We start from the raw sequence: 18,311 nt of genomic DNA, 5'->3' as shown, positions 1-18,311 counted from the left end.
TATGAAATGGCTGATTTTTTTCACGACCACACTGTCTATCATATTCCTTTTGGCGAAAGGATTGGTAATGAATTCAGGTTAACCGACCTGTTCAAACAATTAAGCGATTTTTTACACCAACACCCTTCAGAGACAATTCTGGTAAAAATTGACAAATCGAATGTCAAAGATGTTTACAATAATAGAAATTATAATGATACGCTTCTGGATGAAATCAAGCGCAGTTCCGGTGCGGTATGGACTCGTAATTCTGACAATCCAAAACTTGGAGATATACGAGGAAAGATTGTTATTGTTAATAGTGCGCCAGAGTCTACGAGTTACGCCACAGGCTTCCGAATTTCGGATTTTAATGTGCAGCCGGACTTCTACATGAACACAAACTGGGATCTTTATCATAGATGGGAACTCATCAAGGCAAAACTCAATGAGGCCAAAGACAGAAAACAGTTTGGTATAGTGAACTACCTCACCGGCTCAGGTGGCAGTTTAGGTTACTTTGTTGCCAGTGGTCATTCATCACCTTCAAATAACGCCCCCAACTTACTGACAGGAAAAACGACACCAGGTTGGAATGACGACGTTGATTTCCCAAGAGTCAGCTGTCTGGGTGCACTCTGTTCAATTGCCTTCCAAGGCACAAATATACTCACCAAAGAATATATTGATAAAAACAAACCGGGCTATGCAGGGATTATTGTTGCTGACTTTCCTGGACCAGGACTAATTCAGAGTGTTATTAATTGCAACCCCAAAAAAGAAGATTTTCTTTTTCCGATACTTTGAAAAAACGCCACCGGAGTTTTTCAAGAGAGTTGTCCTGAAGAGTGTTGTCCCGAAGAGTGTTGTTCAGGCCGCTGTTTCCAGGCAGCCCATAATCTCAGTCTCCCTTTCCTTATTCAGGGCGACTGAGCCAACGGGTTCCCAGTTTCGTAGCATCCACTCCCTGCTCTCATCCAACGACATTGGCCCGGAAGCGACATGAGTGGTGGACTTGCTGGTTTTCGAACGCCTCTTTGAGCGCCCCCTGTGGTGCAACTGGCCATGTTTTTTCAGGGCACAGTAAAAGCTGGCTTCTGAGGCAATATATTCTCCCTTGTCCGCCAGAGCGGGGACGATTTGGGACGGAGGGAGTATTTGAAGGCAGAAATTATTATCCAACTGAAATTCTATAAGAGAAAAGGTCGGGGCGGGGTTTCGCTGTTATAATTCGGGGAGACTTTCAGGAGAAAGAGCGATGGCACTCTTTCGGTTCTGTCTTGGCCTGCCTTCTTTTACTGTCTCCCTTAGCTCTCCCAGGCTATGTGGAAACGATTGCAGCTATTGAAAATATGATTGCAAAAGGGAGGAAAGTATCCATCCTGCTTATAGATATGCAGACGGGTTTCACCAGTTTTTATAACCCTGAAGAGTTTAGTCGGGTCACTTTTCAACAGGCTCAAGTACTGGAACATTTCGTCAAAAATAAAAATGTAGAAATTGTCGATATAAATTATATAAGACGGGGACCCACTGTCCCTCACCTGAAAAAAATCATTAAGAGATCCCGCCTGTACAGACTCCTGATTAAAGGGAAAAAAAGCGCATTCAACACTATTCAGGACAGGTCTGATCCCCTTCAGAAAGGAGAAATTGACAAGGAGCTGGGTCAATATCTGCATTCACGAAAGATCACCGATGTCGTACCAATGGGATGCTTCGACGATTTGTGTGTCCGGGCAACAGCCAAGGATGCCATGAAATCCGGTTTTCGAGTCACCGTCGATAGAGAACTGAATATCCATGAAGACGTGACCTATATTCCAGATGAAGATGAGCTTCCTCCTCCGGAAAGCTGGGAATCGATTGGCAGAAGATACCCGGGCAAACTCAAAATGACCCGAGAGATAGAAGCGGATTACTGCATTCTGTAATTCCAGAAATAAAGAATAACCAGAAACAGGAAATAAATTCTATAAACCCGGAAAGGGAGCCTTTTCGTAACCTTCGGCTCAGGTCATACTTGCCGCCCGTAACCAAAGTGACCAGACACGACAGAACATAATGACCGCAGACCTGCGCTTTCAATTTCCTATTCTATCCGAAACAGCCCACGATCACCCCCTGGTATGGCTGGATAACGCGGCCACAACCCAGAAACCCCGGGCGGTCATAGACGCGGTCAGTCACTATTACGAATATTCCAACGCCAACGTCCACAGGGCTTCCCATGCCCTCAGCGCCCGGGCCACCCATGCTTTTGAAGAGGCCAGGGACAAGGTCCGGATGTTCCTGAACGCCGCCCATACCGAAGAGATTATCTGGACCCGGGGCGCGACTGAAGCCCTGAACCTGCTGGCCTGGAGCTGGGGACGCAGCAATCTGAAATCCGGGGATGAGATCATCCTGTCGTCCATGGAGCACCACGCCAATATCGTGCCCTGGCAGCAGGTGGCGGAAAAGACGGGCGCTCTGATCCGGGTCATTCCACTCACCGAATCCGGAGAGCTGGATCAGAATATTTTTCAACAGTTGCTTAACCCGCAGACAAAACTGCTCTCAATCTGCCATGCTTCCAATGCCCTTGGCACGATTAACCCGGTGCAGGATATGGTCGCCCGTGCCAAAGCCGTTGGTGCAACCACAATTATTGACGGTGCCCAGGCCGTGGCCCACTTCCCCGTAGATGTACGGAAGCTGGACTGTGACTTTTATGTGTTCTCCGGCCACAAGGTTTATGGTCCCACCGGCATCGGCGTACTCTACGGTCGCAGGCAACTGTTAAAGGAAATGCCCCCATGGCAGACCGGGGGAGAAATGATTGAGCGGGTAAGTTTTTCCGGCACAACCTTTAACCAGCCCCCATTCCGTTTTGAAGCCGGCACACCAAATATCGCTGGAGCTATTGGTCTGGCAGCGGCCCTGGATTTTTTATCCAGCCTTGATCGCAAAGCCCTGTTAAAACAGGAACAGCAACTCCGTTATCGATTGGAACAGGGAATGGACCGGATTCCCGGTCTGCGGAGAATAGGAACAGCCCGAAAAAAAACCGCCGTTGTATCCTTTATCATGGATGGCCACCACAACCAGGATATCGGCATTCTTCTGGATCAGCAGGGCATCGCTGTACGCACCGGCCACCACTGCGCCATGCCACTGATGGAAGCCCTCGAACTAAACGGCACCGTACGTGCGTCCCTGGCCTGTTATAACACTGTGGAGGATGTGGATACCCTGATAACTGCCCTGAAACAGCTGGCCAGCCAAACGACTGTGGAAGATAACCCACTCACGCAAAAAAAATCCGGCAGGCCAAATGACATACTGCCCGAACCCTATGCTTCTGCCCCACTGTATAACGATAATAACCTGCGTCGGCTGTGTTCCGCCCTGTTGAGTAAAAAGAGCTGGCAGGAGCGCTACAAAAGCATTATGCAACTGGCCAAGGATTTACCCCGGTTAACCGATGATATGCGTACCGATGAGGCTCGCCTGGCCGGTTGTGAAAGTACCGTATGGCTGCACCATCATTACTGCGAATCCAGCCTGACTCTGCACTTCCTGGTGGACAGTGACGCACGGGTGATCCGTGGCCTTGGAGTAATCGTACTGGCCTGCCTGAACGGACGGACTCCGGAAGACCTGCTTAACTGCAATATCGACGCTATTTTCAGCGAACTGGAACTGGCCAACCACCTCAGCCCTTCACGGGGCAACGGCCTCAGAGCCATAGTGCAGGAAATACAGAGCATAGCCAGGCGCTATCTGTAGAGGCATAACTGAAAAAACCCACGTGGTCTGTCATGGCGGCAGGTCATGTGGGCTTTATATGGCCGCTACCTTCTCCTGAGTGGATTTGGCTCCTTTCCCACTTAATGAAATTCAGGAGGACCAGCATGGGGATAACACATTGGACAGTACTCCATGGCATGCGCCGGGGATCTCCCTGAACAATCAGACAGAGAGTCGAAAGCAACAGGATCTTCTCTTGTGCATGCTGGAACCAGAACGGGGATGCACAATGAATTCACCCTTTGCCAATGATAAGGGCCAGTGAAAGTCTCCGCACAGCATCTCAACTCGGAACCAGAATCGCCTTTACACATCATCGTAGAATAATTCGTATCTGCATTGGAAATAACAGAGAATAAAACCAGAGATAAGCTACAGGCAGCTCTTATTTTTTTTATTTTCATGTTTTCTGAAATCATGATAACCACTCACTCTTCCGTAGAACAGAATTCACACAGTGTAGTTTTGCTTTTCAAATAAACAGTGTAGTTTTGCTTTTCAAATAATCTGCCTTTCAATCTCACAATTTCCCAAATACAGGCATCCCAATGCGAACAGTTGCCTGCTGACGCCTGTTAAAAGCCTGTTTCCCGGCTGATCTTACTGGTACTATCTTCATCTCACGATTGGTATCAATAAATAGAGCGCCGAGCTGCTGTTCCTAAACCACTGCCTCGCGGAAAGACCAGGATTACCTGATCTGCGACAGCTGGCAGGGAACTTTAGCCGTGGTAAATGCCACCGGGTTATGGCGAGAAATTCCATAGCCTCCCGGACCTTTGGAAAGGTGTTCAATGAAGAATCTGCAAGATCGCCAGGGACGAACGTTCCCCTATCTGCGGCTGTCTGTCACAGACCTGTGCAACTTCCGCTGCCAGTACTGCCTGCCTGACGGTTGTATCGACTCCAGCCATAAAACCGCCCTCAGCCTGGATGAAATCCACCGGGTGGTCGCTGCTTTCGCACGACTGGGAACACATAAAGTCAGAATCAGTGGCGGCGAACCGACACTGCGTTCTGACTTTATCAACATTGTCCACACCCTCAAGGCTGTGCCCGGTATCCACACCCTTGCAGTCACCACTAACGGCTACAAGATGGACCAACGGGTGCAGAGCTGGATTGAGGCGGGCATAACCCACCTGAATGTCAGCATCGACAGCCTTGAGCCAGCCATGTTCCAGCGCATTACCGGTCATAACCGCCTGGATGAAATTCTCCGGGGCATTGACCTCGCGTTCCAGTCAGGACTGCCATCGGTGAAGGTGAATACCGTGCTGATGAAAGGCATGAACGACAATGAACTGGACAGGTTCCTTGAATGGATCAAAGATCAGCCCATCACCCTGCGCATGATTGAGCTGATGGAAACCGGCAACTCCAGCGAGTTCTTCCAGAAACACCATATCTCAGGTGAAGTGATTCAGCGGAAGCTGGCAGAACGGGGCTGGTGCAGCCTGCCAAGGCTTGCAGACGCTGGGCCGGCGCAGGAATTCTTCCACCCGGATTACAAAGGCCGAATCGGGCTGATCATGCCCTACTCCAAGGATTTCTGTAACAGCTGTAACCGACTGCGCATCAGCAGCCAGGGCGACCTCCAGCTTTGCCTGTTCGCTGAACACGGCCACAGTCTGCGGCACCTGCTCCAGAGCGATGACCAGCAGAACCTGCTGGTGACCCGCATCCAGGATCTGCTGCAGCTAAAAGACGACCGTCACTTCCTTGATCAGGGACTGACGGGGGGAACCCACAACCTGTCAACTATAGGCGGCTGATGCCATCTAACAAGATGAACACTCCAGCCCCCCTGTTCGATGCGCACCCCGAACTTTCCGTACCACTGATAGGCTTCGCGGCCTTCAGCGGCACGGGAAAAACCACCCTGCTGGAAAAGGTTATTCCTCTGCTGGCCAAAAAAGGGCTGAGACTCGGGCTGATCAAAGCCTCCCACCACACTATTGAACCCGACCAGCCCGGCAAGGACAGCTATCGCCTGCGCCATGCTGGTGTGGACCAGATTCTGCTGAGCACTCCTGGTCGCGCCATCTGCATTACCGAGCGCCCGGAAGAAGACCAGAAACTGGTTAATCAGCTCTCCCTGATCGACCAGAGCCGTGTAGATTTGATTCTGGTGGAAGGGTTCAGGGGAGCGGCTGTCCCAAAAATAGAACTGCACAGGACAGACTTCGACCGACCATTCCTGTTTAAGGACGACCACCATATTTTTGCCCTGTGCTGGGACAACTGCGGCTCGAATGACATCCCGTTACCGCAGCTGGATATCAACAATCCTCAACAGGTCGCGGACTTTATCTGGAATCAGCTACAGGATCCAAACTCCCTTTTACGGCATTCTCTGGGAAACAGGGAATGTTAAAGCGCTCCTTCATAATCACGCAGGCTTTCCTGGCCATATCATAGTGGACATCAGAGCTGGGATGGACGGTATCCGCAAAGAAAGGCACCTTGCCGTGGCCTGCTTTATTCCAGCCCTTGATATTCCAGGTATCATCAAAGTCTTTGTTCTTCCGTAGTTCAGACTCAATAAAGTTTTCAGGCTTGACCTTTTTATCTGAACTGGCCGCAACGGTTTCCCCTTCAGGATCAACACCGGGTATCCCGATATTCAGGATGGGATGTTCCAGATCCCATATGGGGTTGGCCTGCAGTTCCCTGAACATACGGTCGCCATCAATTGTCATCACCTGGTAGCCGTGGTCACCGTCAAACTCTTCCCGTAAAAGGTTCAGACGCATAGTCAGGCTGGTGTTGTAATGGCGTACAAGCCTGGAGAGCTGTTGGGCTTCCGCGCTTTTGGGTTTTGAACGATCCGGGTAAAAGCGGGGGGTGTCGGAGATATCCGGCAGGGTCACCACAGCGACTCTGCGGGCTCCTGCTGCCAGAATTCTCCACACATCACGGGCATGCTCCTGAGCCACATCATCCGGGTCCGGCCACATATTAAGAAAGTCATTGGCACTGTTCAGAAAAACGACCAGGGTATCCTGTTCGATTAACTGATCTTCGGGAGTTGGCGTGTATCCATGTTGTTTTTCAAACAGGTTACGGCGCTCATTGAGATAAGACTGAACAATCAAACCTTCACAGGGTGGCACCATACTGCCCTGTACCAGCATTCTGGCACCGCCAAACAGGCTGTCGGTCAGCTGATCAATAGCGTTTATGGCCTTGATCTTGTCGTAGGCGCACAGTGTCCAGCTGCCAGCCATAGCCCGGTTATCCAGCAACACATCTTTCTCCGGGGTGGACATCATCTGCTGCAGGTACTCAACCCAGACCTTGTTCATATCGTGGTAGGGGCCTGTCGTCCATTTCCCCAGGGCATAGTATCTGGGGTCAGGGATAATGGGCACAGTACCGGGCATCTGGCTGATAATATTAATGATCTGGTCATCACCATAGTCCAGCAGGGTATCGGCAATATCCCGCTCCACCAGTGTGGTCAGATACTCCAGCTGGTTGCCCACAGAGACAAATAGTGAACACCTCCAGCTACCAGGCTTCATGCTGTTCGCTTTCTCCGCCACCCACCTTGAAGCCCAGCCCAGTACCGGCAGAATCTGGTCGGACAAACGATCTTCCGCCTTGTCGAGGTAACGCAATACAGAATCCAGCGCCGAAGCAAAAGTACTGACCACAGAAGCCTCCAGGGAGCTCATGATTCTGCCGAAGTAACTGCGCTCTTTGGCCTCGTTGCGAATGTCCTTCACCATCAGGTCAAAGTTGGCTTTGATATTATCGATGGTCAGCCCTCGCCCAATCACCTGGTCCAGGTTCATGGGCCGACGCACCGTGCCATCGGGCATGGTGATCATCTGCCCGTTCAGGGTCAGCAACAGGTTATAGGTGGAGTGAGCGGTGGCCGCCCCCCGAAAGGAGTCGCCATTACTGTCACTCAGGCTGTCTCCAAAAACCACCACCTTGGAAGGTTGCCAATGATCCGGTTTAATAGGGATTGGCGGGCTGACCGAGGCCATGGACCAGGCAGACGACAGAAGAAGAACACATCCAGCAGCCAGCTGAGCAGCCGGAAAAAACCGAAGCCTCTGCATAACAGTAATACCCGGATAAATAAGCTCAAGGTTTAGCACAGACCGCAATATTTTCTGGAAAATCTACAGACAATAAGGCCAGAGACCCCCCAGCCTTGGGGCGAACATCAGCACCATACTCCCTTGCTCAATGTGTTTTTAATATTGACCAAAAGCAGCGGTTCCACAGATTAAATGCCTAATAAATGTCGCTTCAGGTAAAATACGGATAAATCAATAGCAGCCCTTTTCAAAGGAGTTTCTTTTCATGTCTGACTGCTGCGCTGCCCCCGGACTTATGTCCCTTGATGATGCTCTGCAAAAACTGACAAGCGGTGTAAGCCCCGTCAGTGAGACAGAAACCCTGCCCATTTCTCTCTGTGACAACCGTATTCTTGCCACAGATATCATCTCCCCCATTAATGTCCCTTCCCACGACAATTCCGCCATGGATGGTTATGCCCTGCGGGCCGCAGACCTGAACAAAAGCACAACTCTGCCCCCGGCTGGCCGGTCTTTTGCCGGGCACCCTTTTGAAGGCATCTGCCCGGAAGGACACTGCATTCGGATTATGACCGGTGCCGCCATTCCCGATGGTACAGATACCGTGATCATGCAGGAGCAGTCTGAGAAGACAGAAGACGGCATTCACTTTTTGAAGCGACCAAAGGCTGGAAACAATGTCCGCAAAGCCGGGGAAGATATAGCCAGCGGTTCCCTGGTGTTAAAAACCGGCCACCGACTGCGTCCCCAGGATCTTGGCTTACTGGCATCCCTGGGCATAGGAGAACTCCCCGTCTTCCGCCGGGTAAAAGTCGCTGTGTTCTCTACCGGGGATGAACTTAAAGCGCCCGGTGAACCTTTGGGACATGGGGATATCTACGACAGCAACCGCTTTGTAATCAACAGCATGCTCAACCGTCTGGGCGTTGAAGTGATTGATCTGGGCAAACTGGCGGATGACCGGAGTGTGATTCGGGAAGCGTTGCTCAAGGCTAACCTGGAAGCTGATGCTGTTGTCACCTCCGGTGGCGTCTCAGTAGGGGAGGCGGACTTTATCAAAGATATTCTGGAAGAACTGGGGGAAACCGGCTTCTGGAAACTGGCCATTAAACCCGGCAAGCCTTTTGCCTTTGGCAGGCTGAGTGACAGCGTATTCTTCGGCCTTCCGGGGAATCCTGTGTCCGCCACTATCACCCTTCACATTCTGGCTATTACCGCATTAAGGGTGATGTCCGGAGAAATTAAAAACCAGCCACTGATGTTTAATGCTCTGTGTCAGACCCCCCTGAAGAAAGCGCCGGGGCGCCGGGAGTTTCAGCGTGGCATTCTGTCAACAAACGACGATGGTTTTATGACTGTTGCCACTACCGGCAGCCAGGGTTCGGGCATTCTGCGCTCAATGAATATGGCGGACTGTTATATCGTACTGCCGGAAGAAAATACTGGCGCAAGTGTTGGCGAAACTGTCTCTATCCTTCCTTTTGACGGCATACTGATTCAAAGCTGACAGCAGAATTTTTTACAACTCTTCTGCTATTACCTCGGTAGTGCCAGAAGAGTTGTTTGTCAGTAAACCACCCTGCCTCCATTGATTCCACTGATTTTGCCCGGGTTCTATTACCCGCTTCTGTCCTTTTTCTGTGGTGAATGATGGCAACAATGGGTGGCTACTTTCCTGGCTGCTGCCACTCTGGTTACTGCCAGTACTATTTCTGCGCTGAACTATCTGCCCGCCTACAGCAACTTCCTCCATAGGAAGAGCTTCCCTCCTTCTTCTACGGCGGCAAAGTGACCAGACCCAGGAACAGGCACTCGCAATTTTCTCTCCCCCCAGAATAAATATTGCCTGGGTTGGTTTATGCATATGGGGAATGGCAACAGCATACAGAACAGTAAAGAACGCACTTTTTGCACGCCCTGCCAGGGGAAGTTCCAGAGATTCCAAATGTCCGGAAATATCAGTTTCATTACCGTGATAGGTGAAGTTATAGGGAACACTGACAATGGCATTCCCCCCCATAGCATTCTGTTCGTACGTAGAAAATATGGTGTAATAAATAAGAGCGATATTGGTGGAAATATTTGTAAACGTCCCAAGCAGGGCTGAAATACTGTAAGCGATATTACGACGCTTATAAAGATTATAAAAATTCGTAAACCAGCCCGATATTAAAGGCAAAGTCTTACGTTTTTTCGCAGCATACTGAGGGTTATCATTATCTAACCCCAATGTTGCCAGATAGCTTTTGAACCCTGTTGAAAACGCACCTCTTCCCTCCGACATCATTTCCATAACCCCATCTGTCAATCCGTAAGCGTCCCCCCGATTCAGTGTCTCATGGAGTAATCGCTGTACCTCGCTCCTGGTGTTTACTGGTTTTCTTTTTTTCCTTGAATGACTGACTTCCGCCTTCCTTATTTCGAGCAAACTTAACAAGCGCTTTCTCTGTTTGGGGTTCATCATCATGTACGCCGTCCCCAAATGAGACCTTACCGACCGTTCATGTATTCTGCGCCGAATGCGCATAGCCCCACGGTAAGCCCCCTTACACCCTTTCACCATAAGATGGACAATCGGCATAATTGTGTAACTGGCTATCTGGGGCGCATATGTCAATAAAATTGCGGTACCTATGGCAATGATTCTTGCTTTTTGATCCAGGACTATATGCTTAATATGACCAATCAGATGCTTATCTGCCTGCAGAAACTCAGGAGGACAGTGCCCTGTCGGCTCCACCGTAACTTCAGCCCCTTCAAACACCAGTTTCTCTACAAAAACCAGTGTCAGCATTTCCACTCCAATGGTGATAAATTCAGAAAGCAAGCGCACGGCAAGGTGCCCGATATAATTATAATTCCGGTTATGGTAAACCTCTTGTTCCGAAGTGTGCTTTGTTGAAAAGGTCGCGACTGGAGGTTCTTGTTCCTCCATCACAGTATCTATATTGGAAGCAACATGGCCACTATGTTGATCCGCGCGCCTGAGAGTACTCACGGCAGCATTTAAATAGGAACGTATGTGATACTGGTTTTGCGGGGAAAGTCCAGCATATTGTTTTAATGCTGTCACACCATTTGGGTCTATACGCGACAATAATTCTCTAATATCTGAGCGAGACAAGAGCTCAAATAATTTCTCACAATCCTCAAGGGTTAGTCCTGAGGTTTGAATCATTTCCTCCAAAGCTTCTTGAGAAACTTCAGCATCTGGAATTGTTTCTTCAGGTTTCTCTGCTTTAGTCTTGTCTTCTTCAATTTCCTGGGTAACTTGCTCAGTCCCCTCAGATCTACCGGTTTGAGTCGAATGCTCTTTGGACTTAGCGACTTCTGCTTTAATTTTTTCCAATAATTTTGCCAGCACATCTTTCTGAGGCTGGCTCATAATAGCCTCAGGATGAGTAGCCAACTGATACAGCTCTTCGACCTCTTCCTCCCTGACTGTCATTCCACAGAATTTGCCAATCACAGTATTTCCAGTCGTTTCCTGTGAACCTGGCGAAAAAGGCAGTGGAACAGGATTTAGAGAATCAGTATATGTAGCAGCCATAGCACACCTGTTAAATAATCAAAGTATCTCTGATTGATCCTCCTCTCAGACTTGCCCGGAAACCTCATGTTCGGAACATCCCGGTCAGCTGTTCTAACCCTTCAGATGACAGCCCTCTGCAGATAGGTAAGAATTGCCCACTTTTATTCTGGCCTTTCCCTATGGATTCACTGATCTCCCCTTTTGGCACCCTTCGACTTCAGCGAGTGCCGGTACGCAGCCGGGAAACACTGAGGGCCTGGGACGCAGCGGATGAATACCTTCTGGCTTACTTCAATGAACAGCTTCATAGCCAGGCATCCAGCCAATCCGTACTGCTTGTTAATGATGGCTTCGGCGCTCTTGGTACAGCGTTTTCTGACTATCAGCCCACCGTCTGGACAGATTCCTCGCTGGCCCACGCCAGCCTGAAACAAAATCTTGCGCTAAACGGCAAAGAGGAAACTTCAGTCACTTATCTGCCTTCTACCCAGACACCGGAATTCACCCCTGATGTAATTCTGATGAAGCTGCCCAAGAACACCTGCCTGCTGGAAGAGCAGCTGCTGACTCTGCGCCAGCTGGTGAAAGAAGGTACGATGCTGATTGCCGGAGATATGGCCAAACATATCCACAGCTCCACCCTGGCCCTGTTTGAAAAACATTTTGGCCCGACCAGGACCTCCCTTGCGAAGAAAAAAGCCCGGCTGATATTTTCAACGGTGGATAAATCCCTGCCAGACAATGCCAGAACATTTCCCCTGAATTTTGCCCATAACGGTATGAAACTGGCAAACCATGCCGGTGTGTTTTCACGACAGAAAATGGATATAGGTACCCGGTTCTTCCTTGAGCATCTTCCGGAAGATCAGCAAGCAGCAAATATTGTTGACCTTGGCTGCGGCAATGGGGCGTTGGGTATTCACGTCGCGATGGCCAATTCCCAGGCCCGCCTGCGCTTTGTGGATGAATCCTATATGGCTGTGGCCTCCGCCAAAGATTCCTGGACAGCCAACGACCTGGACGACAGGGCTGAATTTATCTGTAATGACTGCCTGACCGGATTTCCACCAGCATCAGCGAACACAGTGCTGTGCAACCCCCCTTTTCACCAGGGCAATACCATTGGCGACCATATCGCCTGGCGTATGTTCAAACAGTCTCTCACTATTTTACAAGAAGGCGGGGAATTAAGGATTATTGGTAACCGTCATCTGGGTTACCACACCAAGTTGAAAAAACTGTTTGGCAATTACAAAACAGTAGCCAGCGACAAAAAGTTTGTTGTGCTGTCCGCTGTCAAAAAGAGCTGAGGAAACCACTAATCCGCTGGACTTAAACCACAGCAGCAAAAGCTTCAGGCCCTGCGGGTTTTAAATGCCTGGTACCCCATTCCGGACAGGGTCATCCACACTGCCTTCCAGGCGGACAGATCCTTTTTCGGTTCTTTATTATTGGCCAGAAGATGGATCTGCTGTTCATACCAGACCAGATTCACCATAAACATCTGGTCCAGGATTTTAAAACCGGTGGAAGGGGTTTTCAGGTGCAAGCGATAATCACTGTTGCTCATAACCTGATTGGCAATATCCGGTACCATGGCAACAGGCCTTGCCAGCCCCACCATATCGGTAGCACCGGATGTGACAGCCCCCTGCATGCCTTCCGCAGAACGGAAACCACCGGTCACCACCAGCGGTGTATCGACCAGACTGCGGACACGTTCTGCATAAGCCAGGAAATAAGCCTCTCTGCGTCGTGTGCTTTCTTTTACAGGCGGGTTTCTGGAAGCTTCATCGGACTTCATCATGGCCGGGCTTTCATAGGTACCACCGGAAATTTCAATCAGGTCAATACCCGCCCTGGCCAGGGCTTTAACCACTTCCATGGACTCATCTTCGGTAAAACCGCCATTCATGAAGTCTGCGGAATTCAGTTTGATACCAACGGGATAATCACTGCCAACCTCCCGACGTATAGCTCCATAAACTTCAAGCACAAAACGCATACGGTTTTCCAGGCTGCCGCCCCACTGGTCAATCCGCTGATTATGACGGGACGAAAGAAACTGGCTCACCAGATAACCATGGGCACCATGAATCTGCACTCCAGAAAAACCCACTTTTTTCGCCAGAGCAGCGGCAGTGGCAAAGCGTTCGATCAAACTTTCTATTTCTTTTTCAGAAAGAGCACGGGGAGTATTAAAAACTTTTTCCAGTCCCTTTCCCAAGGGAATAGCAGAGGGTGCAACCGGCTCTTTGCTCAGGAAAGCAGGAATCTGTTTACCCGGGTGATTAAGCTGAGCCCAGAACTGACTGCCATTGGCGGTTGCCATAGATGTCCAGTGACGGAATGACTGGATATCACTGTCCTCATCCAGCACCACATTGCCCGGTTCCCCAAGAGCGGTGCGGTCTATCATCACATTACCGGATATATTCAGACCAATACCACCTTCTGCCCAGCGCCTGTAAACAGTCGCAAGACCAGGTGTGGGGTTGTATTGTTTATCCCCAAGCTGCTCACTCATGGCCGACTTAAAAAAACGATTGGGGACAACCACGCCATTGGGCAGAGTCAGGGGGCTGTTAAGGTTTACGCTCATGGCTACGCCTCTACTTTTTGACTGTCCGTGTACTTTCACTGTGTCGGGACGTGCCATTTTTATATGACTGATCGTATTTTAATAGGGCAAATAGTAACGATTACGGGGGGAATGTTACAAGCAGTCTGTTGTCCCGGGTACAACGAGTATGTACACAATGGCTATGTCCAACAATAAAGAATGCAAATGCAATGCGAAAATGCGACTTCACCATTGAGTAACTGGATTTATAGCCTGAAGGACAGGAAAAAAACAGCTCAAAGAGGTAAAAACCGAACTACTTTTAGGCTTTATTCACTCAACCAGAAGTTAAGAGGTCAGGTCATGAAAGCAGGCAAACATATTCTTCATATTCTTGTCGGCGTACCGGTACTCACTTCCACCATTCTGTTATCCGGCAGCGCAAACGCCAACTCACACGACGATATCTTAAAGGCAGAACATACCATTGAGAGCTGGATTCGCTGTTACCTCTGCGAAGCGGTCGTTAAAGTTGGCCAACTCGCCCTGCGCTATGAAGGCAAGGATCTTAACACCGCTGCCGATCAGTTCTGTGTATATCTAGGCCCGGAGCTGAAAGATGACTGTGAGGATATTGCCAGCTATATCGAACAAATCGAGGAAAAGGACTTCATCAACACTCCTGTCCACCAAGTCTGTAAATTTTTGCATAAATGTTCATAATGGATGGCCCTCATACACCATAAGCCATCAAAGCGTAATATGTAACGTAAAAAAAGGAGTCATATGACTCCTTTTTTTACGTTATACCGCCTTCACCAGCGCAGCTTATCACCGGTTAAATATCAGCCTGCCTGGCGAGTGGCGCTGATAACCAGTTCACGAATGCAGACATTCTGGGGCATGTTGTAAACAAAGCTGATGCTGTCAGCGATATCCCTGGAGGTAATCGCCCCGCCCATGCTGTCTTTCCACTTTTCATAGCCAGCCTTGATATCATCACTTGTGGTATGACTCAACAGTTCGGTTTCTACAGCGCCGGGAGCGATGGTTACCACACGCACACTATCGTCGCAGACTTCTTCACGCAAGGTCTCGCTCAGGCCATGCACACCAAACTTGGTACCGCAGTAAGCCATATGATTAGGGAAACCCTTGATACCGGCAACGGAGCCGATATTGATGATAGTGCCATGCTTACGTTCACGCATACCGCCAACAACAGCATGAATACCGTACAGCATACCTTTCAGGTTTACGTCAATCATCCGATCCCACTCATCCGGGCTCTGCTCATGAGCAGAACCCAGCTGCATCAGGCCGGCATTATTGACCAGGCAGTCAACCGGGCCATAAACACCTTCCGCGTCACGGACAGCTGCCACCAGCGCACCGCGGTCAGTCACATCAACCTTACAGCACATGGTATTGGGAAGACTCAGGGCTTCCAGCCGTTCTACACGACGGGCCATCAATAACAATGGATGGCCGGCAGTACTGAACTGACGGGCAGCGGCTTCACCAATACCTGAACTTGCACCAGTAATAACAACGAGGGGCTTTAACATCGGGTCTCTCCTGTAAATCTCTCTGTTACTGCATCGGTTACTGTGAGTACTTATCGAGTATTAAAGCACTGATCGGAGTGCATGGCGTATCCAGAAGCAGGTAAGTCGGTCCTATACTGATCCTCCGCTTTTCCATTACTCATCAGAGTGCGCCGATGAACGGATATGGCTATCTGAGCCTGGCTATAGTGACAGAAGTGTCCGCAACACTCATGTTGAAACAGACCTGCCACTTTACCCGGCTACTGCCCAGTCTGTTTGTTATCACCGGATACGGGATATCCTTCTTCTTTTTAAGCCTGACGCTGAGAACCATCCCTGTCAGTGTCGCTTATAGTATCTGGTGTGGAGTAGGCATAGTGATTATCTCTATTTTTGGCTGCCTTATTTATCACCAGTATCCGGACCTTCCCGCTCTCTCCGGCATTGTTCTCATCGTAACAGGTGTAATGATTATCCGCATTTTCTCCAATATGCCCCTGCAATAAGTACCTGGACAATCGTTTTCACATGCCCTGAGCGGAGCCTTTTCCCATCCTTCTGTGTTGCAACTTCAGTTGCGTAGCTAAGGCAACACGCCCAAAGTTGCGCTGGATTAATACAATAAGTGCAATCAACCTTCTTGTTAGCTATTCCAACAGCCACTTCTGCAATAACAGCCTTTATTGTTTGTCTCTAAATGGACTGGGCACTTATGACAGTATTCTCTTCTGCGTGCCAACCGGTTTACTGAACATGGAGGCGAAGCAATGGCATGGCAATATCCAACGGGGGCAGCAGACTTGCCACGTTCCTCTTTACCATATCCACAACAATCTTATCCATACTATTACCAACCTTTTCAGGGGCAGGAAGGAAGATGGTTTACTGCTTCACGTTCACACACCGTTGAATGTTCTTCCCCCATGAGCCACGCACAAACAATCAAGGTATGGAACAAATCCCCAAGCCACAGTAGTAGCTGTTCGCGTGCTTGCAGTGAAAGCGAAAACGAAAGTGAAAGTGAAAGTGAAAGTGAAAGAAGCAGATATAGCGACAGCTCTTATTATTCGTCATCAAGCCTGGATAGCAGGGAAATGAGCCCAGCCTTTGGTCTCAGCAGGTATTACAGTTCGCGCTCACGCAGACATTCAGAGTACAGATCAGCTGACAGTCACAGCTCAACAAAAAAGAGAAGCCCCCGCAGCAGAAGCCGGTCACCACACAGCCTTATAAAAACACCAGGCGAGAAACGAAGAGAGGCTGACAAAGCCAGGATGGAACTCATCAAACAATGCAACTCCCAAAAGCTTTTAGGAGGGAAGTCTCTGGACAAACTTCTACAGCTGTGGAGCGAACTGGTAAAAAACGAAGACTGTGAAAAAACCTTTGGTGAGATAAGAGACCTTCTTCGTTATGGGCAGCAAATCCCTGATCCGGACCAGAGAGACCTGCTCTTCGGTTTAAGGCAAGCCTGTCAGCACAGTGGTCACCACCATATCATCCAGGAAAATCCGGTAAAGTACGCTATCAGCTATGCTCAACACCATCTGATGTCAGCCAGACATTTCAGGAGGGCACAGCAACTGCTGGCGGGAGAACTGAGAAAGCTTAAAAAGCAGGAAAGTCTCCAGCAGAAATACATCTGGGAAAATAAAGCCTGCACCCTGATTGATAAGTGTCAACAGGAACTGGACCCCTCCCAAACTTATGAGGAACGGGCCCGAAAACAAAAAGAGACTGTTGAAAGAGCCCAGACGCGTCCTGAGCTGGAAGACGTTATCCATTCCCTTAATGATATGCTGGATGATTACAGGGATTACGACTCCGAAATATTCAAAGACACATTTCGGCTTTTAAAGCTGGAGTGCTACAAGCGCATGTATCAACTCTGTAAAACCACAGAAGAAAAAGAGCAGATATCCAGACGGGCACAAAAAACCAGCCTTAACCTGAGTTTTTTCCGTGACACCATGCACGAAGCTGTCAGCCTGCTGGAAGCGACGGGATGTTACCAACAGGCACTGGTATATCTTAACAAGATAATATCTAAATATACGCTAAGTCATCAGGCGTATGATGAGGTTTACAAAGACTACATGCTGGCTAAGGCCAGAGTTCTCTGTCATTTGAACAACACGCCAAACTGCCAGATACATGAACTCCACCAAGTGCTGCTTCAGATAGTTGGAGAAGACACCGGCTGCCGGATTGTTGACCTCTCCCGCAGTGGCCGATTACTTACCAGCGGCCAGAATAAACCATTAATTCCGGATACCAACGAAGCCGCCCGAGGCTCTTTCCTGCTGGAACTGGCAAATATTGCTGCCAGCCATCAAGACTACAGACTGGCCCAGACATTATATAGCTGTCTACTTGGCAAACCCGTATATGGAGGTAACCAGCTTATCCAAAACTTCCCCCATGCCATGGTCGATATTCCCACAGCTTTAACCCCTTTACTTGAAGTGGAAGTTTGTCTTGCCGAACAAAGCACCCCACATGACAAGTTAAGAGAACACCTTAAAACTGATCCTCAGTTGTCGTATATTCACAAATGTATCTGTTATCTGGGAGAACGACAGATGGCGGATGGCACCATCCTCAGGGGTTATATGAGACGCATTTTAGCGCTGACAAAAAAACCACCCCCGCACAGGCGGGAAGCCTTTATTGAGCATATGGAAAAGATGGAAGTTCTTCCGCCCCTCCCTGAACAGCCGACAAAGAACATGGCATAAAGAATATCGCATAAATTGTACCACCGCATTGTCAGGATAACTATCAAGCTGGTCAGGGTTACCATCATTACCCTCAACTACACTTCTCTGAAAAATCACCAG

At 49.3% G+C, this 18,311-nt stretch carries 15 protein-coding genes and 1 riboswitch; of the genes, 10 read left to right on the top strand and 5 right to left on the bottom strand.

Annotated elements, in window-relative coordinates; all coding sequences use genetic code 11:
• The coding region (locus ACY2RQ_RS15870; protein ID WP_490113968.1) for a PI-PLC domain-containing protein at positions 1–786 on the top strand (786 nt) is incomplete at its 5' end.
• Between the two features lie 63 nt (positions 787–849).
• Here the strand turns inward: ACY2RQ_RS15870 and ACY2RQ_RS15865 are convergent.
• The gene (locus ACY2RQ_RS15865) at positions 850–1,161 is read right to left on the bottom strand and encodes a hypothetical protein (RefSeq protein WP_490113969.1); all 312 of its coding nucleotides are present in this window, start codon (positions 1,159–1,161) and stop codon (positions 850–852) included.
• A gap of 170 nt (positions 1,162–1,331) precedes the next feature.
• On the opposite strand from ACY2RQ_RS15865, the gene ACY2RQ_RS15860 reads away from it, so the two are divergent.
• From ACY2RQ_RS15860 to mobB, 4 genes are all read left to right on the top strand, one after another.
• Entirely contained in the window at positions 1,332–1,913 is a 582-nt protein-coding gene (locus ACY2RQ_RS15860) for a cysteine hydrolase family protein (protein ID WP_490113967.1), read from the top strand.
• A 130-nt stretch (positions 1,914–2,043) separates the two neighbouring features.
• The gene (locus ACY2RQ_RS15855) at positions 2,044–3,750 is read left to right on the top strand and encodes a SufS family cysteine desulfurase (RefSeq protein ID WP_490113966.1); all 1,707 of its coding nucleotides are present in this window, start codon (positions 2,044–2,046) and stop codon (positions 3,748–3,750) included.
• 654 nt (positions 3,751–4,404) lie between these two features.
• A riboswitch (molybdenum cofactor riboswitch) is annotated at positions 4,405–4,577 on the top strand.
• Entirely contained in the window at positions 4,566–5,546 is a 981-nt protein-coding gene (gene moaA / locus ACY2RQ_RS15850) for a GTP 3',8-cyclase MoaA (protein WP_490113965.1), read from the top strand. (Overlaps the previous riboswitch by 12 nt.)
• On the top strand, positions 5,546–6,148 hold the full coding sequence (gene mobB / locus ACY2RQ_RS15845; RefSeq protein WP_490113964.1) for a molybdopterin-guanine dinucleotide biosynthesis protein B: 603 nt from the start codon (positions 5,546–5,548) through the stop codon (positions 6,146–6,148). The genes moaA and mobB overlap by 1 nt, the downstream gene beginning before the upstream one ends.
• Here the strand turns inward: mobB and ACY2RQ_RS15840 are convergent.
• On the bottom strand, positions 6,081–7,844 hold the full coding sequence (locus tag ACY2RQ_RS15840; RefSeq protein ID WP_490113963.1) for a hypothetical protein: 1,764 nt from the start codon (positions 7,842–7,844) through the stop codon (positions 6,081–6,083). The two genes, mobB and ACY2RQ_RS15840, sit on opposite strands and share 68 nt — an antisense overlap.
• Positions 7,845–8,091: 247 nt before the next feature.
• Between ACY2RQ_RS15840 and moeA the strand changes: the two genes are divergently transcribed.
• Positions 8,092–9,333 carry a molybdopterin molybdotransferase MoeA gene (gene moeA / locus ACY2RQ_RS15835; RefSeq protein WP_490113962.1) on the top strand — a complete coding sequence of 414 codons (1,242 nt, stop codon included), beginning with the start codon at positions 8,092–8,094 and terminating at the stop codon, positions 9,331–9,333.
• Positions 9,334–9,345: 12 nt separating this feature from the next.
• On the opposite strand, the gene ACY2RQ_RS15830 is transcribed toward moeA, so the two are convergent.
• Entirely contained in the window at positions 9,346–11,376 is a 2,031-nt protein-coding gene (locus ACY2RQ_RS15830) for a hypothetical protein (protein WP_490113961.1), read from the bottom strand.
• Positions 11,377–11,537: 161 nt separating this feature from the next.
• On the opposite strand from ACY2RQ_RS15830, the gene ACY2RQ_RS15825 reads away from it, so the two are divergent.
• The gene (locus ACY2RQ_RS15825; protein ID WP_490113960.1) at positions 11,538–12,668 is read left to right on the top strand and encodes a methyltransferase; all 1,131 of its coding nucleotides are present in this window, start codon (positions 11,538–11,540) and stop codon (positions 12,666–12,668) included.
• Between the two features lie 44 nt (positions 12,669–12,712).
• Here ACY2RQ_RS15825 and ACY2RQ_RS15820 read toward each other — a convergent pair whose 3' ends face one another.
• Positions 12,713–13,960, bottom strand: coding sequence for an NADH:flavin oxidoreductase/NADH oxidase family protein (locus ACY2RQ_RS15820; protein ID WP_490113959.1), 1,248 nt, complete (start codon positions 13,958–13,960; stop codon positions 12,713–12,715).
• Between the two features lie 186 nt (positions 13,961–14,146).
• Here ACY2RQ_RS15820 and ACY2RQ_RS15815 point away from each other — a divergent pair, with 186 nt between their 5' ends.
• Positions 14,147–14,644: a saposin domain-containing protein gene (locus tag ACY2RQ_RS15815; protein ID WP_490113958.1), complete on the top strand. Its 498-nt coding sequence runs from the start codon at positions 14,147–14,149 to the stop codon at positions 14,642–14,644.
• Between the two features lie 122 nt (positions 14,645–14,766).
• On the opposite strand, the gene ACY2RQ_RS15810 is transcribed toward ACY2RQ_RS15815, so the two are convergent.
• Positions 14,767–15,489 carry an SDR family oxidoreductase gene (locus ACY2RQ_RS15810; protein ID WP_490113957.1) on the bottom strand — a complete coding sequence of 241 codons (723 nt, stop codon included), beginning with the start codon at positions 15,487–15,489 and terminating at the stop codon, positions 14,767–14,769.
• Between the two features lie 155 nt (positions 15,490–15,644).
• Here ACY2RQ_RS15810 and ACY2RQ_RS15805 point away from each other — a divergent pair, with 155 nt between their 5' ends.
• Complete coding sequence (locus ACY2RQ_RS15805) at positions 15,645–15,977, top strand: DMT family transporter (protein WP_490113956.1); 333 nt, start codon at positions 15,645–15,647, stop codon at positions 15,975–15,977.
• Positions 15,978–16,745: 768 nt separating this feature from the next.
• A complete protein-coding gene (locus ACY2RQ_RS15800; RefSeq protein ID WP_490113955.1) occupies positions 16,746–18,209 on the top strand; it encodes a hypothetical protein in 1,464 nt (487 codons plus the stop codon).
• Positions 18,210–18,311: the final 102 nt, after the last annotated feature.

This window comes from Parendozoicomonas sp. 209JJ7-1, from assembly GCF_058147085.1.
The sequence above is the reverse complement of the archived record's forward strand: the minus strand, read 5'-3'. Positions and strand labels throughout refer to the sequence as shown.

Coding starts and splice junctions, on each gene's coding strand:
- ACY2RQ_RS15840 (WP_490113963.1), bottom strand. CDS start 7,844: ATGCAGAGGCTTCGGTTTTTTCCGGCTGCTCAGCTGGCTGCTGGATGT.
- ACY2RQ_RS15820 (WP_490113959.1), bottom strand. CDS start 13,960: ATGAGCGTAAACCTTAACAGCCCCCTGACTCTGCCCAATGGCGTGGTT.
- mobB (WP_490113964.1), top strand. CDS start 5,546: ATGCCATCTAACAAGATGAACACTCCAGCCCCCCTGTTCGATGCGCAC.
- ACY2RQ_RS15805 (WP_490113956.1), top strand. CDS start 15,645: ATGAACGGATATGGCTATCTGAGCCTGGCTATAGTGACAGAAGTGTCC.
- ACY2RQ_RS15810 (WP_490113957.1), bottom strand. CDS start 15,489: ATGTTAAAGCCCCTCGTTGTTATTACTGGTGCAAGTTCAGGTATTGGT.
- ACY2RQ_RS15825 (WP_490113960.1), top strand. CDS start 11,538: ATGGATTCACTGATCTCCCCTTTTGGCACCCTTCGACTTCAGCGAGTG.
- ACY2RQ_RS15855 (WP_490113966.1), top strand. CDS start 2,044: ATGACCGCAGACCTGCGCTTTCAATTTCCTATTCTATCCGAAACAGCC.
- moeA (WP_490113962.1), top strand. CDS start 8,092: ATGTCTGACTGCTGCGCTGCCCCCGGACTTATGTCCCTTGATGATGCT.
- ACY2RQ_RS15815 (WP_490113958.1), top strand. CDS start 14,147: ATGCAATGCGAAAATGCGACTTCACCATTGAGTAACTGGATTTATAGC.
- ACY2RQ_RS15830 (WP_490113961.1), bottom strand. CDS start 11,376: ATGGCTGCTACATATACTGATTCTCTAAATCCTGTTCCACTGCCTTTT.
- ACY2RQ_RS15860 (WP_490113967.1), top strand. CDS start 1,332: ATGATTGCAAAAGGGAGGAAAGTATCCATCCTGCTTATAGATATGCAG.
- moaA (WP_490113965.1), top strand. CDS start 4,566: ATGAAGAATCTGCAAGATCGCCAGGGACGAACGTTCCCCTATCTGCGG.
- ACY2RQ_RS15800 (WP_490113955.1), top strand. CDS start 16,746: ATGGAACTCATCAAACAATGCAACTCCCAAAAGCTTTTAGGAGGGAAG.